Origin of the sequence: Pseudomonas sp. GR 6-02 (assembly GCF_001655615.1) — a bacterium.
Classification (GTDB): domain Bacteria; phylum Pseudomonadota; class Gammaproteobacteria; order Pseudomonadales; family Pseudomonadaceae; genus Aquipseudomonas.
This window is the reverse complement of the sequence record NZ_CP011567.1, coordinates 1597993-1619022: the sequence shown is the minus strand read 5'-3', so window position 1 is coordinate 1619022 and position 21030 is coordinate 1597993. Positions and strand designations below refer to the sequence as shown.

At 60.2% G+C, this 21030-nt stretch carries 18 protein-coding genes and 1 pseudogene; 6 read left to right on the top strand and 13 right to left on the bottom strand.

Annotation, left to right across the window (positions count from 1 at the left end; genetic code table 11):
* Positions 1–20: 20 nt before the first annotated feature.
* From PGR6_RS07010 to PGR6_RS06980, 7 genes are all read right to left on the bottom strand, one after another.
* On the bottom strand, positions 21–875 hold the full coding sequence (locus PGR6_RS07010; RefSeq protein WP_064616527.1) for an alpha/beta hydrolase: 855 nt from the start codon (positions 873–875) through the stop codon (positions 21–23).
* Complete coding sequence (locus PGR6_RS07005; RefSeq protein ID WP_064616524.1) at positions 872–1678, bottom strand: alpha/beta fold hydrolase; 807 nt, start codon at positions 1676–1678, stop codon at positions 872–874. The genes PGR6_RS07010 and PGR6_RS07005 overlap by 4 nt, the downstream gene beginning before the upstream one ends.
* A gap of 282 nt (positions 1679–1960) precedes the next feature.
* On the bottom strand, positions 1961–2404 hold the full coding sequence (locus PGR6_RS07000; RefSeq protein ID WP_018926277.1) for a hotdog fold thioesterase: 444 nt from the start codon (positions 2402–2404) through the stop codon (positions 1961–1963).
* A gap of 32 nt (positions 2405–2436) precedes the next feature.
* A complete protein-coding gene (locus PGR6_RS06995; protein ID WP_064616522.1) occupies positions 2437–4104 on the bottom strand; it encodes an AMP-binding protein in 1668 nt (555 codons plus the stop codon).
* Between the two features lie 100 nt (positions 4105–4204).
* Entirely contained in the window at positions 4205–4657 is a 453-nt protein-coding gene (gene sixA / locus PGR6_RS06990) for a phosphohistidine phosphatase SixA (protein WP_018926279.1), read from the bottom strand.
* Positions 4654–5004, bottom strand: coding sequence for a DUF4389 domain-containing protein (locus PGR6_RS06985; protein WP_018926280.1), 351 nt, complete (start codon positions 5002–5004; stop codon positions 4654–4656). The genes sixA and PGR6_RS06985 overlap by 4 nt, the downstream gene beginning before the upstream one ends.
* A gap of 35 nt (positions 5005–5039) precedes the next feature.
* Positions 5040–6062, bottom strand: a complete 1023-nt coding sequence (locus PGR6_RS06980; protein ID WP_018926281.1) for an NAD(P)H-dependent glycerol-3-phosphate dehydrogenase — start codon at positions 6060–6062, stop codon at positions 5040–5042.
* 196 nt (positions 6063–6258) lie between these two features.
* On the opposite strand from PGR6_RS06980, the gene PGR6_RS06975 reads away from it, so the two are divergent.
* The 6 genes from PGR6_RS06975 to PGR6_RS06950 all read left to right on the top strand — a co-directional run bounded on the left by PGR6_RS06975 (position 6259) and on the right by PGR6_RS06950 (position 13668).
* Positions 6259–8376: a TonB-dependent receptor plug domain-containing protein gene (locus PGR6_RS06975; protein ID WP_064616520.1), complete on the top strand. Its 2118-nt coding sequence runs from the start codon at positions 6259–6261 to the stop codon at positions 8374–8376.
* Position 8377: 1 nt separating this feature from the next.
* The gene (locus PGR6_RS06970) at positions 8378–9310 is read left to right on the top strand and encodes an ABC transporter substrate-binding protein (protein ID WP_018926283.1); all 933 of its coding nucleotides are present in this window, start codon (positions 8378–8380) and stop codon (positions 9308–9310) included.
* Complete coding sequence (locus tag PGR6_RS06965) at positions 9307–11208, top strand: ATP-binding protein (RefSeq protein WP_064616519.1); 1902 nt, start codon at positions 9307–9309, stop codon at positions 11206–11208. Before PGR6_RS06970 ends, PGR6_RS06965 begins: the two co-directional genes overlap by 4 nt.
* A 245-nt stretch (positions 11209–11453) precedes the next feature.
* Positions 11454–11969: a 3-hydroxyacyl-[acyl-carrier-protein] dehydratase FabA gene (fabA, locus tag PGR6_RS06960; protein ID WP_018926285.1), complete on the top strand. Its 516-nt coding sequence runs from the start codon at positions 11454–11456 to the stop codon at positions 11967–11969.
* An 11-nt stretch (positions 11970–11980) separates the two neighbouring features.
* Complete coding sequence (gene fabB / locus PGR6_RS06955; RefSeq protein WP_007937568.1) at positions 11981–13201, top strand: beta-ketoacyl-ACP synthase I; 1221 nt, start codon at positions 11981–11983, stop codon at positions 13199–13201.
* A 278-nt stretch (positions 13202–13479) separates the two neighbouring features.
* Positions 13480–13668: a hypothetical protein gene (locus tag PGR6_RS06950; RefSeq protein ID WP_018926287.1), complete on the top strand. Its 189-nt coding sequence runs from the start codon at positions 13480–13482 to the stop codon at positions 13666–13668.
* 66 nt (positions 13669–13734) lie between these two features.
* Here PGR6_RS06950 and PGR6_RS06945 read toward each other — a convergent pair whose 3' ends face one another.
* The 6 genes and pseudogenes from PGR6_RS06945 to PGR6_RS06920 all read right to left on the bottom strand — a co-directional run bounded on the left by PGR6_RS06945 (position 13735) and on the right by PGR6_RS06920 (position 20993).
* Positions 13735–14277 carry a DUF2058 domain-containing protein gene (locus PGR6_RS06945; protein ID WP_018926288.1) on the bottom strand — a complete coding sequence of 181 codons (543 nt, stop codon included), beginning with the start codon at positions 14275–14277 and terminating at the stop codon, positions 13735–13737.
* A gap of 25 nt (positions 14278–14302) precedes the next feature.
* A complete protein-coding gene (gene mazG / locus PGR6_RS06940; protein ID WP_018926289.1) occupies positions 14303–15136 on the bottom strand; it encodes a nucleoside triphosphate pyrophosphohydrolase in 834 nt (277 codons plus the stop codon).
* A 111-nt stretch (positions 15137–15247) separates the two neighbouring features.
* A complete protein-coding gene (gene relA, locus PGR6_RS06935; protein ID WP_018926290.1) occupies positions 15248–17491 on the bottom strand; it encodes a GTP diphosphokinase in 2244 nt (747 codons plus the stop codon).
* Positions 17492–17612: 121 nt separating this feature from the next.
* Entirely contained in the window at positions 17613–18965 is a 1353-nt protein-coding gene (rlmD, locus tag PGR6_RS06930; RefSeq protein ID WP_064616518.1) for a 23S rRNA (uracil(1939)-C(5))-methyltransferase RlmD, read from the bottom strand.
* The gene (gene cysM / locus PGR6_RS06925) at positions 18965–19867 is read right to left on the bottom strand and encodes a cysteine synthase CysM (protein WP_018926292.1); all 903 of its coding nucleotides are present in this window, start codon (positions 19865–19867) and stop codon (positions 18965–18967) included. The genes rlmD and cysM overlap by 1 nt, the downstream gene beginning before the upstream one ends.
* Positions 19868–19971: 104 nt before the next feature.
* Positions 19972–20993, bottom strand: a pseudogene (locus PGR6_RS06920) (PDDEXK nuclease domain-containing protein).
* Positions 20994–21030 lie beyond the last annotated feature (37 nt).

The window sequence follows — 21030 nt, the reverse complement described above, 5'->3', positions numbered from 1 at the left end:
CGACAGTTGCCCGACGCAAGTCAAGGAACGGCGAAGAACCGATTGAAACAGTCTGCGACAAGACCGGCACCGGGTTCGTCATTGAGGTGCAAGTGATGGCCGCCAGGCAACTGTTCATGGCTAAAGGGTAGACGTTCCAGCAACTCGGGATGTTTGGCGAGCATGCCGTCAGCCGCGACCACCAGGTGTGCAGGACAACTGATGCGCTGGACGAAAGCCATCGCTTGCTCAGTGGTCAGACGCAGCGGCGACGGTAGCGTCAGGCGGTTGTCGGTGCGCCAGGTATAACCGCCCGGCACCGGCATCAAGCCGCGCTGGGCCAGCAGTTCGGCGGCTTCGCGACTGACCGCCACCAAGCCTTTCATGCGCGCTTCGATGGCCCGGTCGAGGGTGTTGTAGACCGGTTTGCGTTTTTCCCGCAGATCCAGCTGTGCTTGCAGGGCCATGCCCATGCGTTCGGCGGCGTTTTCGCCTTTGTCTGTAGGAGGAATGATGCCGTCGATCAACCCCAGGTGAGTCACCCGCTCCGGCAACGACCCGGCCAGCACCAGCGAGACGATCGCCCCCAGGGAATGCCCCAGCAGCGCAAAACGTTTCCATCCCAACTGCTCGGCCACTTGCAGCACGTCGTGGGCGTAGTCCCACAGCGCATAACCGGCGCCGTTCGGCCGATGCCCCGAGTGACCGTGCCCGGCCATGTCCAGCGCGATGATGCGCAAGCCGTTGAGCTTCGGCGCCAACCGGGCAAAGCTGTTGGCGTTATCCAGCCAGCCATGCAAGGCAATCACCGGCAAACCGTCCTCGGGACCGAACAGGTGCGCCGCCAACTCGATATGCGGCAGGCTCAGGCGAACTTCTTCAACAACGCTGCTCATGCGCAATCCTGTTGGCGGCGACTGTCCCAGCGACTGAACAGATTCTTCAGCAGCGTGGCCGTGTCTTGTGGACGTTCGAGGGGAAACATGTGGCCACCGGGCAGGGTCAAGGACTCGCCCAGCGGCATGCGCCCGACGGATCGGGCGTGATGACGCATCACCACGCGGCTCTTGTGCCCGCGAACTACTGCCAGCGGCACTTTCAACTGTCGCGCGCGGCCAGGGCTGGTGTGCGGTACGCCGCGGTAGATGCTGATTTCCGTGGCCGGGTCGAAACGCAGGCGCAGCTTGTCGCCGACCTTTTGCAAACCATGTTGAAGATAGGCTTCGAAGCATTCCGGGTCGAAGCCACGAAACAGGGTTTTACCGGCGAAATACAGGCGGGCCGCTTCCAGATCGGCGAACTCTTCCCGTCGTCCCAACGTGCGACCGGCCGGGGTCAGGCGATCGATGAAACCGAAGCGTTTGGCGGCACGGATCACCCATTGATCGGTGCGGGTCAGCACCGGTGAATCGAGCATGACCACGCCGCGATACAACTCAGGGCAACGCAACGCGGCGTGCAGGTGCAGCACGCCGCCGAAAGAGTGGCCGACGCCCCAGACCGGCTCCGGCTGCTGCTGGAGGTGATGAATCAGCTCATCCACCAGATTGCTCCAGTTGTCGTCCGCCGGAAAACGCGGGTCATGGGCGTGCTGCTCCAGATGCGCCACCTGGTACTCGGGCGCCAGCGCCGCGAACAACTTGCTGTAGGTCCCCGAAGGAAAGCCATTGGCGTGGGCGAAAAATATCTGTTGCGACATACCGGCAGATCCATGTGCGAAAAACAGACGTTGATTGTCCGTAAGACGGCGTCCCACAGCAATGACCGTAACTGACAGGAATGATGACAGTCGGGTCAGGGCTATAGGGATGCAGAAGAATAGACCGCCCCTTTGTAGCAGCTGCCGAAGGCTGCGTTCGGCTGCGCAACAGTCGTTAGACCATTCACCGCGGTGTTTCAGGAAGATTGAGATGGCAGGATTTACGACTGCTGCGCAGCCGAACGCAGGCTTCGCCAGCTGCTACACAGAACATGTCGAAACTCATCGCGCCGGCGGTTTCTCCCCCAACGGCACCACCGCCATGGTCAGGCGCGACACACAACTGGCCTTGCCCTCATCACTGGTCAAGCGAATATCCCAGACATGGGTGGTGCGCCCAATGTGAATCGCCTTGGCCACCGCCGTCACCCGCCCGCTACGCAGACCGCGCAAATGGTTGGCGTTGATTTCCAGGCCCACGCAATAAAACTTGCTGGCGTCGATGCACAGGAAACTGGCCATCGAGCCAACGGTTTCGGCCAGCACCACCGAAGCGCCGCCGTGCAGCAAGCCATAAGGCTGGTGCGTACGGTGGTCGATGACCATGCTCGCGGTCAGGGACTCGTCATCGAAGGCTTCAAAGCGAATATCCAGCACTTCGCCGATGGTGTTTTTCTGGATAGCGTTCAACTGCTCGATGTTGGGAGTGGTGCGCCACAGACTCATCGTTGCGTTCCTTTGTTGGTGTTGTTCGTGACTCAATCCTGCCACAGCACCGCCTCGCTGCGCGCGCTCCATTCTTCGAAGCGCGCACCGTAAGCCGCTTCAATCATGTTGCGCTTGATCTTCAGGGTCGGTGTCAGGAAGCCGTTTTCCACCGCCCAACTGTCCTTGACCACCACCAGCCGATGCAAGCGTTCATGCCGGTCGAGGACGCCGTTGACCTCCTCCAGCAGTTGTTCCAGGCTTGAATGCAAACCCGCCCTCGCCGTCCCGCTGGCGTCCTGCTGACCGACCGCCGACAACACGCACAATCCCAGTGGCGCGCTCAAGCCATCGCCGACCACGCACACTTGTTCGATCCGCGAATGCACCGCCAGACGATTCTCGATCGGCGCCGGGGCCACGTATTTGCCTTTGCTGGTCTTGAAGATTTCCTTCAGGCGCCCGGTCAGGCGCAGGTTGCCCTCGGCGTCTTCCTCGCCCTTGTCACCGGTGCGCAGGAAGCCGTCCTCGGTGAGGGATTCGGCGGTTTTCAAAGGCTCCTTGAAATAGCCGAGCATGGTCGCGCCGCTGCGCACCAGCACTTCACCTGATGGTTCAACCCGTACTTCGACTTCCGGGCATGGCTTGCCGATCCAGCCGGGGTTGTTTTGGCCGGGCAGGCCGATGTGGGAGTAACCGCAACTTTCGGTCATGCCGTACACCTCCAGCACGTCCAGCCCCAGTTTTCGATACCAGTTCAACAAGGTCTGCGGCACTGGCGCCGCGCCGGACAAGGCGATGCGCAAAGCGTCCAGCCCCAGCCCGGCGAGGACTTTGTGCCCTACCCGTTTGCCGATGAAAGGCAGGCCGAGCAGGAAGTCGAGGCGTTTTGCCGGGATCTTGCCGTACACGCCCATCTGGAATTTGGTCCAGATGCGTGGCACGCCGAACAGCGCGGTCGGTCGGGCACGCTGCAAATCGGTGAGGAAGGTGTCGAGGCTCTCGGCGAAAAACACCGTTTGCCCGGTGTAGATCGCTGCCAGCTCGACGAACATCCGCTCGGCGACATGGCACAGCGGCAGGTAGGACAGCAGGCGATCCGACTCATTCAGGCTAAACAACCGGGTGCCATGGGTGGTGGCAAATCCCAGCGTGCCGAAACTGTGCATCACGCCTTTGGGCTGGCCCGTGGTGCCAGAGGTGTAAATGATGGTTGCCAGTTGATCGGCGGCGGGTTTGGGGTCGTCCTGAATCGGTGAGCTGCGTTGCAGGTCGGCCCAGCTGAAATTGAAAGTGCCCACCGGGCACAGCGGCAGGCTGATGGTCGGCAGGTCAGGCCTAATCCCGACGGACATGCCCGGCCAGTCATCCAGCTTGCCGATGAACGCCAGTGCAGCTTCAGAATGATCAAGCACCTGAGCCACGGATTCGGCGGTCAGATTGGGGTACAGCGGCACCGAGACATGCCCGGCCATCCAGATCGCCAGGTCGGCGATGATCCAGTGGGCACAGTTTTTCGAGATCAATGCGATGTGGCTGCCTTGCGGCAATTCGCGAGCCCGCAGCCAGTGGGCGGCACAGCGCGCCTGATGACCGACGTCGGCCCAGGTCAGCGTCTCGACCTGGCCACCCCCTGTCGGCTGAACCAGAAAGCGCTGGCGCGGATGACGGGCTTCGCGCTCGTAGAAGACGTCCAGTGGCAAACGAAAAGCAGCAGACATGCGACTTGCTCCCATATTTCTGGTCTGGAGCAAGCGTAGTCAACCAAGCAAGTGCTTGGTTGACTATTTCACACAAAAATCAGCGTCCTGTGGGAGCCGGTTACGGGGTTTTGATGCCGTTGAGCTTCATCGCCCCGACCAGCAGTTCATCGCCCTCAAGCTCCGCCAGTCCGGCGGTGCCGACCCGCTCCGGGTCTTGCACGTGACCATGCTGCAAATAGCCCAGCAGGTTACCGACCAGCGGGTTGTGGCTGACCAGCAGTGCGTGATCCACGGAAACCAACTGCTCCGCCACTGCTTGCGGATTATTGTCGGGCGTCAGCCATTCGACGGTGCGAATCTCCGGTGCAAAACCCAGCTCCTTACGCACCAGCATTGCGGTCTCCTGCGCTCGCAGGTAAGGGCTGGCATAAATGGCAGTCAGGTGTTTGCCCTTCAATTTGGCCGCGATGCGCTTCACCTCTTTGCGCCCCTTATCGGTCAGGGCCCGCTCGGAGTCCGGACGGGTACCGTGAGGTTCGGCTTCACCATGACGCAATACCCAGAGTTTCATAGTTTCGGTTCCTCATCTCGGGCCGGATGCGGCGCCGGCGCCACAACGTGCGGGGCTTCACCTTCCGGTGTACGCGGCGCTGGCCAGTCGGCGAACGGCCAGGGCTTCTGGTCGCTGTGAAAGCTGCCGAAACGACCGATCTGCGCCAGAAACTGGCTCAGGCTGTCGCCGAAATTCATCAGGCTGGCGCTCGGTGCGCCATATATCAAACGATAGATCAGCTGCACCAGCACCACCGCGCCGAGGATCAATTGCGCCACTTGCCAGACCAGCACATAGACAATCATCCACAGCACCCGCAGCAGGATGGATTCGTACTTGCCTTCTTCTACTTTCGGATCGTTCATGTCTGTCTCGCTCCCTGCTCGTATCGGTTAAGTGCTTAGAAACCACTGGGGGAAATAAAGTCCACGTCGGTTTTCGGTTCGCCACGCATCAACAACCCGATCACCTGATCAAGCGTGCGCCCTTCGAACAGAATCGCGTGCAATCCGGCGACCAGCGGCATATATACACCTACTTCCTGAGCCTTGGCCTTGAGCACCTTGAGGGTATTCACGCCTTCGGCCACTTCGCCCAGACGCGTCACCGCGTCCTCCAGGCTCAAGCCCTGGCCGAGGGCAAACCCGACCTGATAATTGCGGCTTTTCGGCGATGAGCAGGTGACGATCAAATCGCCGACGCCCGCCAGCCCCAGGAACGTCATCGGGTTGGCACCCTGACTGACCGCGAAGCGGGTCATTTCCGCCAGTGCCCGGGTAATCAGCATGCTCTTGGTGTTTTCGCCCATGCCCAACGCCACCGCCATGCCGGCGATGATGGCGTAAACGTTTTTCAGCGCCCCGCCCAGCTCCACGCCAAAGCGGTCGGCGCTGGCGTATACGCGAAAGGTCCGGCCATGCAGCGCGGCCTGGACCTGCTGGCAAAGGTCTTCGTCTTCGCTGGCAACCACCGTGGCGGTCAGCGCGTGCTCGGCGATTTCACGGGCCAGGTTCGGTCCCGACAGCACGCCGATGCGCGCTTGCGGGGCGATGTCTTCAAGAATCTGGCTCATCAGCTTGAACGTATGGGCTTCGATGCCTTTGGTCAGGCTCACCAGCATTTTGCCGCTCAAAAGCTGAGCGTAAGGCGCCAGCACCGAGCGCAGCGCGCTGGAGGGCAACGCGACGAAGCACAGGTCGCAGGCTTCCAGCGTGGCTTGCAGGTCTGTGACTGCCTCCACCGCCGGAAGAATCTTGATGCCTTTGAGGTAACGCGGGTTCTCGCGATTGACCCGAATGGCCTCGGCCTGCTCGGGGTCACGCATCCACAGCCGCACCTGATGCCCGTTCTCGGCCAGCAGATTAGCCACGGCGGTACCAAAACTTCCGCCTCCCAGGACCGCAATTGGGCGCTGTTCAGTCATATGCAATCCGTTAATCCATACCAGTGGCGATGCCCGCATTATACGGAGCGGCCCAGTCGCGGCCAGCCCCGACATCAATTACCGGCACTTGTAGGAAGAAGACCAAGAAAACCGAGGAAAATGCCCACAACGTGACTGGAAAAGTCATTGCGCTCGGTTAACATGCGCGCCAATTAATCGCTATCAAGGCCGTGCCGTGTCTTTTGGCTCTCCCTCTCCTCGCTCGCCACTGGTGCTGGCGCTGATGTTCAGCTCGCCATTGCTGGCCGACGACCTGTTCCTGGACAACGGTCCGTTGCCGCAAGTGCTCACCGCGACGCGCCTGAAGCAGTCGCCGGCGGCCGTGCCGGGCAGCATGACGGTGATCGACAGCGAACTGATCAACGCCAGCGGCGCGCGGGACATCAGTGAGTTGCTGCGGCTGGTGCCGGGGATGATGGTCGGCAATATCAGCGGCAACCAGGCAGCGGTGAACTACCACGGCACCAACGCCAGCGAAGCGCGGCGCATGCAAGTGCTGATCGACGGCCGCTCGGTGTACCGCGCGGGCCTGGCCACGGTGGACTGGAGTGATATTCCGGTGGCCATGGAAGACATCGAGCGCATCGAGGTTTTCCGTGGCCCGAACACCGTCAGCTACGGCGCCAACGCGCTGATGGCGGTGGTCAATATCATCACCCGCAAACCGGCCGACAGCCACGGCACGCGGCTGAAAATCACCCGAGGCCAACGCGGCATCAACGATTTCTACGCCAGCCAGGGTATGGGCTGGGACAGCGGCGACTTGCGCCTGTCGCTGTCCGGCCAACAAGACGATGGGTTCGACTCGGACCGCACCGGCGCCGATTATCGCGACAACCGTCGTTTGAATCGCTTCAGCCTCGCCGTCAGCCAGACGCTCAATGAGAATCAGAGCATCGATTGGCAACTGAACGCCAAGGACGGGACCAACCAGCGGCCCTACACCTACCGCCCGGTGTTCTCAGGGATTACCGCCGCTGGGAACAATTCCGACGTCATCGCCAAGGACTTCGCCGGCTCGCTGCGCTGGAACCTGGACATCAACCCTGATCACAGCCTTTATATTCAAGGCTCGGCGCAACACTGGGATCGTCAGCAGACTTGGCGTGCCTGCGATGCCGAGATCTCGTTCAGCCCGGAGCTGACCCAACTTTGGCACCTCAATCCCAATTACACCGAACGCCTGGCGCGCAACATCGCTCGTTTCACCGGCGCGCCCCCCGGTACAGCGGCAGAACAAGACCTGGCCAATCAGGTTCTGGCGCAATGGCGAAACGGCGCGAACAAAACGCTGTGCGGCGACATCGACCAGAGTGCCCGAGAGTCGCGCTACGACCTCGAACTGCAAGACACCCTCAGCCTGTCCGACACGCTGCGGCTGGTCAGCGGCATGAACTATCGTTACGACCGGGCCGATTCCGAGACCTACTTCAATGGCACGCTCGACGACACCACCTGGCGGGCGTTCGGCCAACTCGAGTGGCGCGCCACCGAGCACTGGTTGCTGCAAGGCGGGGCGATGTTCGAAGACACGCAATTGACCGGCAGTTCACTGACCCCACGACTGGCGGTCAACTATCTGATCAACCCGCGCCACGGTTTGCGCGCGGTGTATTCGGAAGCCGTCCGCTCGCCGGACATGTTCGAGAACAGCGTCAACTGGAGTTACCAGGTGACCAACCTGCAACCCAGTGCCTATGGCCAGACCAGCGCCCGCTATTTCGTCAGGACCCGTGGCCCGGGTGACCTCGAACAGGAACGCATGCGTTCCCGGGAATTGGGCTACAACGGCTACTTCACAGACTGGGGGCTGACGGTCGATGTGAAGCTGTTCTACGACGAAATCAACGGCATGATCAGCGAACCGCTGCGCAACAATCAGTACATTGCCAGCAACTCAAACAGCTCACGATTCTCAGGGACGGAAACCCAACTGGACTGGCGCGTCAGCAGCACCGATCGTCTGCGCCTGACGTACGCCTATGTCGATGCCGAGGCGAGCAACCCGCTGGATGCACAACAAACGGCGCGCAACAGCGGCTCCGCCGGTTGGCTGCGCAACTGGGGCCAGGGCTGGAACAGCGCGCTCTTCTACTATGGCGCCGACGCCCTCAACGGTTACCGCTTCGAACGGGTCGACACCCGCCTCGCCAAACGTATCGGCTTGGGCAAGGCCAATCTGGAGCTGGCCGGGATCCTCCAGCAACGCCTCGACAATCAGCCCACCACTTTCGTCGACAACAACTACGACGAACGCCGGGTGCTCTACTTCAGCGCGGAGCTGGAGTTTTAAGATGCCGTATTGCCTGCCACGGAAGACGCCAACCCTTGGCCGCCTGCTGGCCGGGCTGTGCCTGGTGTTTGCCGGGCTGCTGTGCAATCTGCCGGCCCGGGCCGCCGACATTCTGCTGACCGGCGCCGACGACAGCCCTGGCGTGCAGTCTTTCGTCCAGGCCCTGAGCGAGTTGCGCCCCACCGACAGCGTGCGTTTCCAGCCGGTCGCCAGCTTGCCGGCACCCGGCCAACTGCCCGCAGGTACCCGCCTGATTCTGCTCGACTTGCAAAGCCTCGACTGGCGCCTGCAAGACGCCCAAGGCCCGGCAACGCTGGTGCTGCGCATCAGCCGTCTGCAAGCCCACCAACGCTTTGGCGATGTTTCGCCACCGCACCTGAGCCTGCTCTGGAGCGATCCGCCGCTGGATCGACAATTGCGCCTGACCCGACTCGTCCTGCCCGAGGCTCGACGGGTCGGCGTGCTGTTCGACAGCCACAGCGAATTCCTGCTGAAGGAACTGCATCAGGCAGCCCTGCCCCTGGGCCTTGAAGTGGTCACCGAGCGTTGGGACGACACCAATGACAGCCGCCCGTTGCAGGCCCTGCTGAAAAACAGCGATGTGCTGCTGGGCCTGGATGATCCTGATCTGTACAACCCCAAAACCGTGAAAAACCTGCTGCTCAGCAGCTACGCACGGCAGCTGCCGCTGATCGGCCCCAATGCCGCCTTCGTCAGGGCGGGCAGCCTCGCCAGCACCTACAGCGACCAGCGCGATTGGCTGAAGATTCTCGACGAACTGCTCGACCGCCCCTCCAGCACCTGGCCGCGCACCCTTTATCCGCAGCACTTCAAGGTCTTGAGCAACCCGCAAGTGGCTCGTTCATTAAGCATTGAACCGATGAATGAAGCCTCTGTCGCAACACAGCTGGCCGAAGGAGAACATCGCCCATGACCTTCCATAGCGGTTGGGACATCAATACCCGTACCCAGATCATCAGCCTCGGCCCGGCGCTGCTGCTGACGTTGCTGCTGATCAGTTTTTTCACCTTCGTGCGAATCCAGGACCTGCGCCAGGAACTCAACCACACCGGTCAACTGATCGCCAACCAACTGGCGCCGGCCACCGAATACGGGGTGATCTCGGGTAATAACGACGTGCTCGAGAGTTTGCTCAAAGCCACCCTGGCCACGCCCAATGTGCGTTTTCTGGAGGTTCAGGACCGCACCAACCGGGTTCTGGTGTACGTCGAACAACCGTCGGAAACCCACAATCGTTCGCACCAGGTCGAAGTGTTCCAGGCACCGGTGCGGCTGCAACGCATCGCGCTCAACAATGACTTCTTCCAGAACAGCCGCACCGCCCCCACGAAGCCGGGAGAAGATTACCTGGGCCGGGTGATCGTCGGTCTGTCCAATGACGCCTTCAACCAGCGCCAGCAGGAAATCCTGTTCAAGGCAGGGATCCTGGCCCTGTTCGCCCTGCTGTTTACCTTTCTGCTGGCTCGGCGTCTGGCCAGCAGCCTGTCGCAACCGATCCACGACATCGGCAATGCGGTCAAGGCGATCCAGAAAGGCGACTACAAAACGCCCCTGCCGATTGTCGATGACGCCGAACTGGGCGCCCTGTCGCAACACATCAACAACCTTGCCCAGGGCCTTGAACAAGCCAGCCGCGAACAGCATCAGGCCATGGCGCAATTGATCCAGACCCGCGAGGAAGCGGAAAAGGCCAACAACGCCAAATCCGATTTCCTGGCGATGATGAGCCATGAGCTGCGCACGCCGATGAATGGCGTGCTGGGCATGCTGCAACTGCTGGAAACCACCGCGATGACCGAGGAACAGATCGAGTACGCCGCGCTGGCTTCTGAATCGACTGAACACCTGCTCAAAGTGATCAACGACATTCTCGACTTCTCGCGCATCGAACGCTCGGAACTGGAGCTGGAGCACATTGCATTCAACCTCGCGGACCTGATCACCAGTTGCGCCCAGTCGTTCCAGCACAGCGCAGTGCAACGCGGGCTTGACCTGCAACTGCAGATCCCCGAGGACATGCGCGCCCTGCAGGTTCAGGGCGACCCGACGCGGATCCGGCAGATCCTGGTCAACCTGGTCGGCAATGCGCTGAAATTCACCGAACGGGGCCGCGTCACGATCGAACCGCAGTGGCAGTCGCTGGATCACGAATTGCTGTGGTTCACCTGCACCGTGCGCGACAGCGGGATCGGCATCCCGGCCGAAAGCCTGGAATTGATGTTCAACGCGTTCCAGCAGGCCGACAGTACTATTTCAAGACGTTACGGTGGCACCGGGCTGGGGCTGCCGATTGCCCGCACTCTGGCAGAACGAATGGGCGGCACCTTGCGTGCTCAAAGCGAAGAAGGCGTCGGCTCGGTGTTCACCCTGGAAATTCCTTTGGCGCTGTATAAGCAGTCGTTGCCGGTGCTGACGCCGCGAGTACATACCGGCAATGGCCACGGCGAAGGTCGCAATGTGTTGCTGGTGGAAGACAACCCGGTCAACCGCACCGTCATTGAAGCAATGTTGCGCAGCCTGGGCTTTACTGTCAGCGTCGTCACCGATGGTGCACAAGCGGTGCGCAGCGCCGAGAGCCTGATTTTCGAAGCGATTCTGATGGATTGCCGACTGCCGGTCATTGACGGCTACGAGGCCACCCGACAGATTCGCCAACTGCCCGGCTGCGCTGACGTGCCGATCATTGCCCTGACGGCCAACGCCTTGCAGGGCGATCGTGAAGCCTGTTTGTCCGCGGGAATGAACGATTACCTGGCCAAGCCCTTTAAACGCACTGATCTGCAGCAAATTCTGCAGCGTTGGGTGCAGTAGTGCAGGCCTTTCGACGATCTGCGACTGGCGTGAAAGACGAAAGTGCGGCAGTCTTAGGCACCCGAACAGGCCCTAAAAGGGGCTTGAATAATAATTTCAGTGCACAAGTGTACATTCATGTCCTTGGTACTGTGACTTTCACTACAACGCAATAGTCTATGAGTAGGCTGCTGACTCGAGGCATGAACGCTTCGATCGGCCGGGAAGATTCGCCCCCCTGCCGCATGGACTATTGAGGAGCTCGCATGACCAAACAAAACGCCTTTACCCGGGAAGACCTGCTGCGCTGCAGTCGTGGTGAGCTGTTCGGCCCGGGTAACGCGCAACTGCCCGCCCCGAACATGCTGATGGTCGATCGCATCACCCTGATCTCCGAAGAGGGTGGCAAGTACGGCAAAGGTGAATTGGTCGCCGAGCTGGATATCACTCCAGACCTGTGGTTCTTCGCCTGCCACTTCGAAGGTGATCCGGTGATGCCGGGCTGCCTGGGCCTCGATGCCATGTGGCAACTGGTCGGTTTCTTCCTCGGCTGGCAAGGCCTGCCGGGCCGCGGTCGCGCCCTGGGTTCGGGCGAAGTGAAATTCTTTGGCCAGGTACTGCCGACCGCCAAGAAAGTCACCTATAACATCCATATCAAACGCGTCCTCAAAGGCAAACTGAACATGGCCATCGCCGATGGCTCCGTGACTGTCGACGGCCGCGAAATCTATACCGCCGAAGGCCTTCGGGTCGGCGTTTTCACCTCCACTGACAACTTCTAAGGGTTATCCGCATGCGCCGCGTCGTTATCACTGGTCTGGGCATCGTTTCGTGCCTGGGCAATGACAAAGAGACCGTCTCCGCTAACCTGCGTGCAAGCCGCCCTGGCATCCGGTTCAACCCGGAATATGCCGAAATGGGTCTGCGTAGCCAGGTTTCCGGCTCCATTGACCTTCCCCTCGAAGAGCTGATCGATCGCAAGATCTATCGCTTCGTCGGCCACGCGGCGGCTTACGCCTACCTGGCCATGAAAGATGCCATCGCAGACTCCGGCCTGACCGAAGAGCAAGTTTCCAACCCGCGTACCGGCCTGATCGCCGGTTCCGGTGGTGCCTCCACGCTGAACCAGATGGAAGCGCTGGACATCCTGCGCGAGAAAGGCGTCAAGCGCGTCGGCCCATACCGCGTAACGCGGACCATGAGCAGCACTGTTTCCGCTTGCCTGGCCACCCCGTTCAAGATCAAGGGCCTGAACTACTCCATCGCTTCTGCCTGCGCCACCAGTGCTCACTGCATCGGTACCGCCATGGAACAGATCCAGATGGGCAAGCAGGACATCGTATTCGCCGGCGGCGGTGAAGAAGAGCACTGGAGCCAGTCGTTCCTGTTCGACGCCATGGGCGCCCTGTCCAGCCAGTACAACGAAACCCCGGAAAAAGCTTCCCGTGCCTACGACGCCAAGCGTGACGGTTTCGTCATCGCCGGCGGTGGCGGCATGGTCGTGGTCGAAGAGCTGGAACACGCTCTGGCCCGCGGCGCGAAGATCTACGCGGAAATCGTTGGCTACGGCGCGACCTCCGACGGCTACGACATGGTCGCCCCAAGCGGCGAAGGCGCCATCCGCTGCATGCAGATGGCCATGTCCACCGTTGACGCACCGATCGACTACCTGAACACCCACGGCACCTCGACTCCGGTCGGCGACGTGATGGAAATGAAAGGTGTGCGTGAAGTGTTCGGCGACAACGCTCCAGCCATCAGCTCCACCAAGAGCCTGTCGGGTCACTCCCTGGGCGCCGCCGGCGTTCACGAAGCGATCTACTGCATGCTGATGATGGAAGGCAACTTCATGGCGGGTTCCGCCAACATTGACGAACTGGACCCGGAAGTGGCAGACATGCCAATCCTGACCAAGACTCGCGAAGACGCCACCATCAACACCGTGATGAGCAACAGCTTCGGCTTCGGTGGCACCAACGCCACGCTGGTACTGAAGCGCTGGCAGGGTAAGTAATACCCCACCTACGCCACACATAAAAACGCCCCGACTGGTTCGGGGCGTTTTTTTTGGCCAGGTTTTATCTACGGCCAGACAGCCCTTTAAACATGAAACATTTGTCATGGAACTCAACAGCCTGCGACTGAATGTCGCGTATTTCGCGGGCTGCAGCACTTTCTCCGTTTTTGAAAAAGTCCGTTACCGATTTCAGTCGTTTACTTAGCCAGCTAACAAAACTTATAACAAAGGCCTGCACACGCCTTGCTGCAGATAACAGAGATTGGAGCTAGCAGATGACTGTAAAAGTAACTGAACGCGACGATTCACATATGTCCCATGAAGGCATCGCCGCCGGTATCCGCATCTGGGATGTACATCAACAAGACCTGCTGGTCGGGATGTTCCATTCCGAGACCGAAGCCCACCAATACAAGGCCGAACTGGAATCACTGGAGCAGCAACGCGAAGCGCGTTCTGCATAACCACCGCATTGAAAATGACAAACCCCGCCATGAGCGGGGTTTGTCGTTGTTGCAGCTGCTAACGGCTTACCACATCAGATCGTCAGGAATCTGATAGGCCGCGTACGGATCGTCTTCGGTGCTGACTTCTTCTGTCTTCACATTCAGCTGCACGATGCGCTGTGGGTCGCGCTCCTGAATCTTCAGGGCCGCTTCACGAGGGATCACTTCATAACCGCCAGCGTGATGCACGATCGCCAGGGAACCGCTGCTGAGCTTGTTGCGCATCAGGGTGTTGACGGAGATACGCTTGACCTTTTTGTCGTCGACGAAGTTGTAGTAGTCCTCGGTGTTCAGCTTGGGCAGGCGCGAGACTTCGATCAATTGCTTGACCTGGGCGGCTCGGGCCTTCTGCTCGGCCTTCTCCTGCTGCTGACGGTTGAGCTCCTGATCGCGCTTGACCTTCTCGGCCATGGCTTCCTGAGCCGCACGCTGCTGGGAGTCATCGAGTTCGATCTGGCCTTTGTGGGCCAGACGCTGTTGTTTCTGTTTTTCTTTGCCGACCTGTTTGGCCTGCTTTTGGTTGACCAGCCCTGCTTTGAGCAACTGGTCGCGAAGGGAAAGGCTCATGGTGCTTACTCACTTAGGCAACAGCTCAGCCGCAGCTGGGCAAATTCTTTTCCTGACGTTTGGCTTCGCCCCACAAGGCGTCCAACTCTTCGAGGGTGCAATCTTCTATGGGACGGTGGGTGTCGCGCAATGCCTGTTCGATAAATCGGAAGCGTCTTTCAAATTTTGTGTTCGCACCACGCAGTGCGGTTTCCGGATCGACCTTGAGGTGACGCGCCAGATTGACCACGGAAAACAGCAGGTCGCCGACTTCATCGGCAATCGCCGCCGAGTCATTGTCGGCCATGGCTTCAAGCACTTCATCGAGCTCTTCGCGAACCTTGTCGAGCACCGGCAAGGCGTCCGGCCAATCGAACCCGACCTGCCCTGCGCGCTTCTGCAGTTTTGCCGAACGGGACAACGCCGGCAGTGCCGCGGGTACGTCATCGAGCAAGGACAACTGCTCCGGCGCCGAAGACTTCTCGGCGCGTTCTTCGGCCTTGATCTCTTCCCAGCGTTGCTTGACCTGCTCTTCATTCAGACGCGGGACGTCCAGCGGCGCGTACAGATCCCCGGTGGGAAATACGTGAGGATGACGGCGGATCAACTTGCGCGTGATGCTGTCGACCACGCCAGCGAATTCGAAGCGCCCTTCTTCCCGAGCCAGTTGGCTGTAATAAACCACCTGGAACAACAAGTCGCCCAACTCACCCTGCAAGTGATCGAAATCGCCGCGTTCAATAGCATCGGCAACTTCGTAGGCTTCTTCCAGGGTGTGCGGGACGATGGTGGCGTAGGTTTGCTTGATGTCCCACGGGCAGCCGTACTGCGGGTCGCGCAGACGGTTCATCAGGTGCAGCAGGTCTTCAAGTGAATACATCAATCAATCTCTGCGAGAACCTGTGGGAACCTGGCTTGTCGGATCGCCGCACCGCCGCGATCCGACAAGCCAGCCCCACAAAAGCTTGGCGGCCACAAAAAAGTGAACGCCTTACGGTGTGCGGTTACGGCGGGTTTCGATGATGTTCGGCAACTGGGAGATCCGCCCCAGCAACCGCCCCAGCGCATCCAGCCCCGGAATCTCGATGGTCAGGGACATCAACGCAGTGTTGTCCTCTTTGTTCGAGCGGGTGTTGACCGCCAGCACGTTGATCCGCTCGTTGAGCAGCACCTGCGACACGTCACGCAGCAGACCGGAACGGTCGTAAGCGCGAATGATGATGTCCACCGGATAGGTGAGCACCGGCACCGGCCCCCAGCTGACCTGGATGATCCGCTCCGGCTCGCGCCCGGCCAGTTGCAGCACCGAGGCGCAGTCCTGACGGTGGATGCTCACGCCACGGCCCTGGGTGATGTAACCGACGATGGCGTCCCCCGGCAACGGCTGGCAGCAGCCGGCCATCTGGGTCATCAGGTTGCCGACGCCCTGGATCTGGATATCGCCGCGCTTGCCCGGTTTATAGCCGGTGGCTTTGCGCGGGATCAGCTCCAGCTGTTCGTTGCCGCGTTCCGGCTCGACCAGTTGCTGCGCCAGGTTCACCAGTTGCGCCAGGCGCAAATCGCCTGCGCCCAACGCAGCGAACATGTCCTCGGCGGTCTTCATGTTGGCCTTTTCGGCCAACTTGTCGAAATCCACCTGCGGCAGGCCGAGGCGATTGAGTTCGCGCTCGATCAAGGTTTTACCGGCCGCAACGTTCTGATCGCGGGCTTGCAGCTTGAACCAGTGAACAATCTTCGCCCGCGCCCGTGACGTGGTGATATAGCCCAGGTTCGGGTTCAGCCAGTCGCGGCTCGGGGTGCCGTGCTTGCTGGTGATGATCTCGACCTGTTCACCGGTTTGCAGGCTGTAGTTGAGCGGCACGATGCGCCCGTTGATCTTGGCGCCGCGGCAGTTGTGACCGATTTCGGTGTGCACGCGGTAAGCGAAGTCCAGCGGTGTCGCGCCCTTCGGCAAGTCGATGGCATGACCGTCGGGAGTGAAGATATAAACCCGGTCCGGCTCGATATCGACCCGCAGCTGTTCGGCAAGGCCGCCGATATCGCCCAGCTCTTCGTGCCACTCGAGAACCTGACGCAGCCAGGAGATTTTCTCTTCGTAGTGGTTCGAGCCGGACTTGACGTCGGTGCCCTTGTATCGCCAGTGCGCGCAAACCCCCAGCTCGGCTTCTTCGTGCATGGCGTGGGTGCGGATCTGCACTTCCAGTACCTTGCCTTCAGGGCCGATTACCGCGGTGTGCAGCGAGCGGTAGCCATTCTCTTTCGGGTTGGCGATGTAGTCGTCGAATTCTTTCGGGATGTGCCGCCACAGGGTGTGGACGATGCCGAGCGCGGTGTAGCAGTCGCGCATTTCCGGCACCAGCACGCGAACGGCGCGCACGTCGTAGATCTGGCTGAACTCCAGACCCTTGCGCTGCATTTTGCGCCAGATCGAATAGATGTGTTTGGCCCGACCGCTGATATCAGCCTCGACGCCGGTGGCCTGCAACTCGTTCTTGAGCTGGGTCATCACATCGCTGATGAAGCGCTCGCGATCCAGCCGTCGCTCATGGAGCAACTTGGCGATCTGCTTGTACTGGTCGGGCTCGAGGTAACGGAAGGACAAGTCCTCCAGCTCCCACTTGATATGACCGATACCGAGGCGATGAGCCAGCGGCGCGTAGATGTCGAAGACTTCACGGGCGACGCGGTTACGCTTCTCGTCATCGGCGGTTTTTACCGCACGGATCGCACAGGTGCGCTCGGCCAGTTTGATCAGCGCGACGCGCACGTCGTCGACCATGGCCACGAGCATCTTGCGCAGGTTTTCCACCTGGCCTTGGGTGCCCATCACCATGGATTTACGCGGACTCAGACTGTCGCTGATCGCCGCCATGCGTTGCACGCCGTCAATCAGTTTGGCGACCACCGGGCCGAAGCGCTGGCTGACCGCCGGCAACTGGATCTGGCCTTCGCGCACGCCGCGGTACAAGACTGCCGCGACCAACGAATCCTGATCGAGTTTGAGGTCGGCGAGAATCTCGGCGATCTCAAGGCCGGTGCGGAAACTCGAGGTCCCTTCGGACCACAGGTTTTTCGCCGCATTGGCTTGTTGTTCGGCCTCGCGAGCGAACTCGCAGGCTTCTTTCAAGGCTTCGCGATCCAGTGCCGTATCGATACTGACCGCGTGATCGAGCCAAGCCTCGAGATTGATACTGCCGTCAGTGTTGATCGGCTGGTGTGCTCTCACCTGTACCATCTTGCTTTACCTTCCCTACGACGCAGATTCAATGCGTCAAATCGCTGACCTTCATTGTCCGGGCGCCCCGCCGGGCTGATGCGTGGCGGCACGGACGGTCAGTCGGACCAGACGAGCCATCCTAGCTCGCTTCAAATAACGCCATGGCCTCGACATGCGCCGTTTGAGGAAACATATCGAGAATCCCGGCACGTTTTAACCGGTAGCCCTGCTTGATCAATTCGACCGTGTCGCGCGCCAGAGTTGCAGGGTTGCACGACACATAAACCAATCGTTCGGCACCCAGGGACGCAAGCTTGCGCACCACCTCGAAAGCACCGTCGCGAGGTGGGTCCAAGAGTACCGCACAAAAGCCTTCGCTGGCCCATTCGGCATCAGCCAAAGGCTGGGATAAATCGGCCTGAAAAAATTTCGCGTTATGCAAATTATTACTAGCGGCGTTCGCGGCGGCCCGCTCGACCATGGCCTGCACACCTTCCACCGCCACCACTTCACGAACGGTCCTGGCCAGCGGCAAGGCAAAGTTGCCCAACCCGCAGAACAGGTCCAGAACCCGCTCATCGGCTTTCGGCGCCAACCATTCCAGCGCCTGAGCGACCATCGCTTCGTTGACCCCGGCGTTGACCTGGATGAAATCTCCAGGCCGATACGCCAGATTCAAGTCCCACGGTTCAAGGCGATAGCCCAGGGTCTGATCGGCGTCGACCGGTTGCGGCTCGCCGTCGCCATGCAGCCACAACTGGGCCTCATGGAGCGCGCAGAATTGCTTGAGGATCGTCATGTCGGCTTCGGACAACGGCGCCATGTGCCGCAGCAATACCGCCAATGACGAACCGCTGAACAATTCCACATGCCCCAGTGCCTGAGGTTTGCTCAAGCGCCGCAGCATATCCGGCAAGCAGGTCATGATCGGCTGCAAGGGCTGTACCAGCACCGGGCACTCGTTGATGGCAACGATGTCCTGGCTGCCGGCAGCGCGGAAACCGACTTCGAGTTTTTTCGCCTTCATGTCCCAACGCACCGCCACCCGGGCACGACGCCGGTAGCCGAATTCAGGACCGCTCAATGGCGCAGCCCACTCTTCGGGCTCGACGCCGGCGACCCGCGACAATTGCTCGGCGAGCATGCGCTGTTTCAGGGCGAGTTGTTCGTTGTGGGGCAGATGCTGCACGCTGCAACCACCGCAGCGACCGGCATGGGCGCACGGTGCCGGGCGGCGCAATTGGCTGGCCTGGAACACCCGCTCGGTACGCGCCTCGACCACTTTACCGTGGGCCCCCAAGACCCGCGCCTCAACCTCTTCACCGGCCAAGGCGCCGATGACGAACCAGGTGCGACCTTCAAAAAATGCGATACCGCGACCGTCATTAGCCAGGCGCTCGATGGTCAAACGCTGCTTTTTGCCGGTCGGGACTTGCGGGGCCTTGCTGCCGCCCGTGGGCTGAAAGCGCAGGCCTCTCTCTTGCTTGGCCATCAGTTGGGCGCGTCGAAAATGCCGGTCGACAAGTAACGGTCGCCACGGTCACAGATGATCGCGACAATCACCGCGTTTTCAACTTCTTTGGACAGGCGCAGCATCGCCGCCACGGCACCGCCCGAAGACACGCCGCAGAAAATGCCTTCTTCGCGCGCCAGACGACGGGTCACGTCCTCGGCCTCGCTTTGCGCCATGTCGACGATCCGGTCCACGCGATCAGCCTGATAAATCTTTGGCAGGTATTCCTGCGGCCAGCGGCGGATGCCCGGAATTGCCGAGCCTTCCATGGGTTGCAGACCGATGATCTGCACGTTCTCGTTCTGTTCTTTCAGGTAGCGCGAGACACCCATGATGGTGCCGGTGGTGCCCATCGAGCTGACGAAATGCGTGATGGTGCCCTGGGTCTGACGCCAGATTTCCGGACCGGTGGTGGTGTAGTGCGCCTCGGGGTTGTCACCGTTGGCGAACTGATCGAGCACCTTGCCACGGCCTTCGGCTTCCATTCGCTGGGCGAGGTCGCGCGCGCCTTCCATGCCTTCTTCCTGGCTGACCAGAATCAGCTCGGCGCCATAGGCCGTCATCGCGGCTTTACGCTCGGCGCTGGAGTTGTCCGGCATGATCAGGATCATCTTGTAACCCTTGATCGCGGCGGCCATGGCCAGGGCAATCCCGGTGTTACCCGAAGTCGCTTCGATCAGCGTGTCGCCGACGTGGATCTGCCCGCGCAATTCGGCGCGGGTGATCATCGACAGCGCCGGACGATCCTTGACCGAACCCGCCGGGTTGTTCCCTTCGAGCTTGAGCAAAAGCGTGTTGCTGGTGACGCCAGGCAGGCGCTGCAAACGGACCAGCGGAGTGTTGCCGACGCAATCGGCGATGGTTGGGTACTGCAAGGTCATGGCGTATTCGCAATCCGGACTGCGGGGGCGCCTATCATACCGGCAAACGTGCGCAGGCCATATCACGCAAAGTAAGGGGCTTATGGCTTATGGGAATAAGCAGTTCACTCCTCTTCTCCTTGTGCAATATTCAATGCATAAAACTCATGCAATTTGGCCTGCAGCAGCTGTTTGTCCGGAAGCTGGACCTGGTATTCAGCGATCAACGCTGGCGACAGGCTGCGGTTAAGGGCGTATTCGACCACTTCGTCATCCTTACTGGCGCAGAGCAACACACCGATGGCCGGGTTTTCGTGGGGTTTGCGCTCCTTGCGATCCAGCGCTTCCAAATAGAAGTTCAGCTTGCCCAAATACTCCGGCTTAAAACGACCGACCTTAAGCTCAATGGCTACAAGACAATTAAGGCCACGGTGGAAGAACAGCAGGTCTAGGGAAAAATCACACCCACCCACTTGAAGCGGATACTCGGAACCGACAAAGCAGAAATCGCGGCCAAGCTCGCTCAGGAATTCTTTGAGGCGCGCCATCAACCCTTTATGCAGATCAGTTTCGGCATGGCCACCCGGCAGGTCGAGAAACTCGAGCATGTAGGCGTCGCGGAATATCTCAAGCGCTGCCGGGTGGGCTTGTCTCAGCACTGCTGAGATTTTTGCTGGTTGGGTCACGCTTCGTTCAAACAGTGCGGTTTTGAACTGACGCTCTAGTTCGCGCTTCGACCATTTTCCTGAACTGCCAAACGCACGTAGAACTCCCGCTCTTCCGGCCGTTTACTCTGGCTGAAAATGATCAGGTTATGCGACCAGGACAATTGTCGCACCAGTGGTGCGACTTTCTCTTCAGCGTGATAAGTCTCATAGAACTGGCGCATGCGAAACAAGTTCGACCGGGTAAACCCGCGCAACCCCGGTTGAGTCTGAGCCAGATGCTCAGCCAGTTGGCTGACCACAGAATCGCCCCACTCAGCCTGTTCCAGCTTGCGGCTGATGTAAGCACCGACCTGCCAATACAGCTCGATCAACTGGGTATTCACCGCCTGCATGGCCTGCTGTTTGGCATTTTGAATCAGCGCAAGCACTTCATTGAAACGGTCGTCGTGTGCGTTGCCGGGGACGCTGGATGCATTCATACCGAACTCCTGGAGGACGAGGAAAAACGCGAGTCTA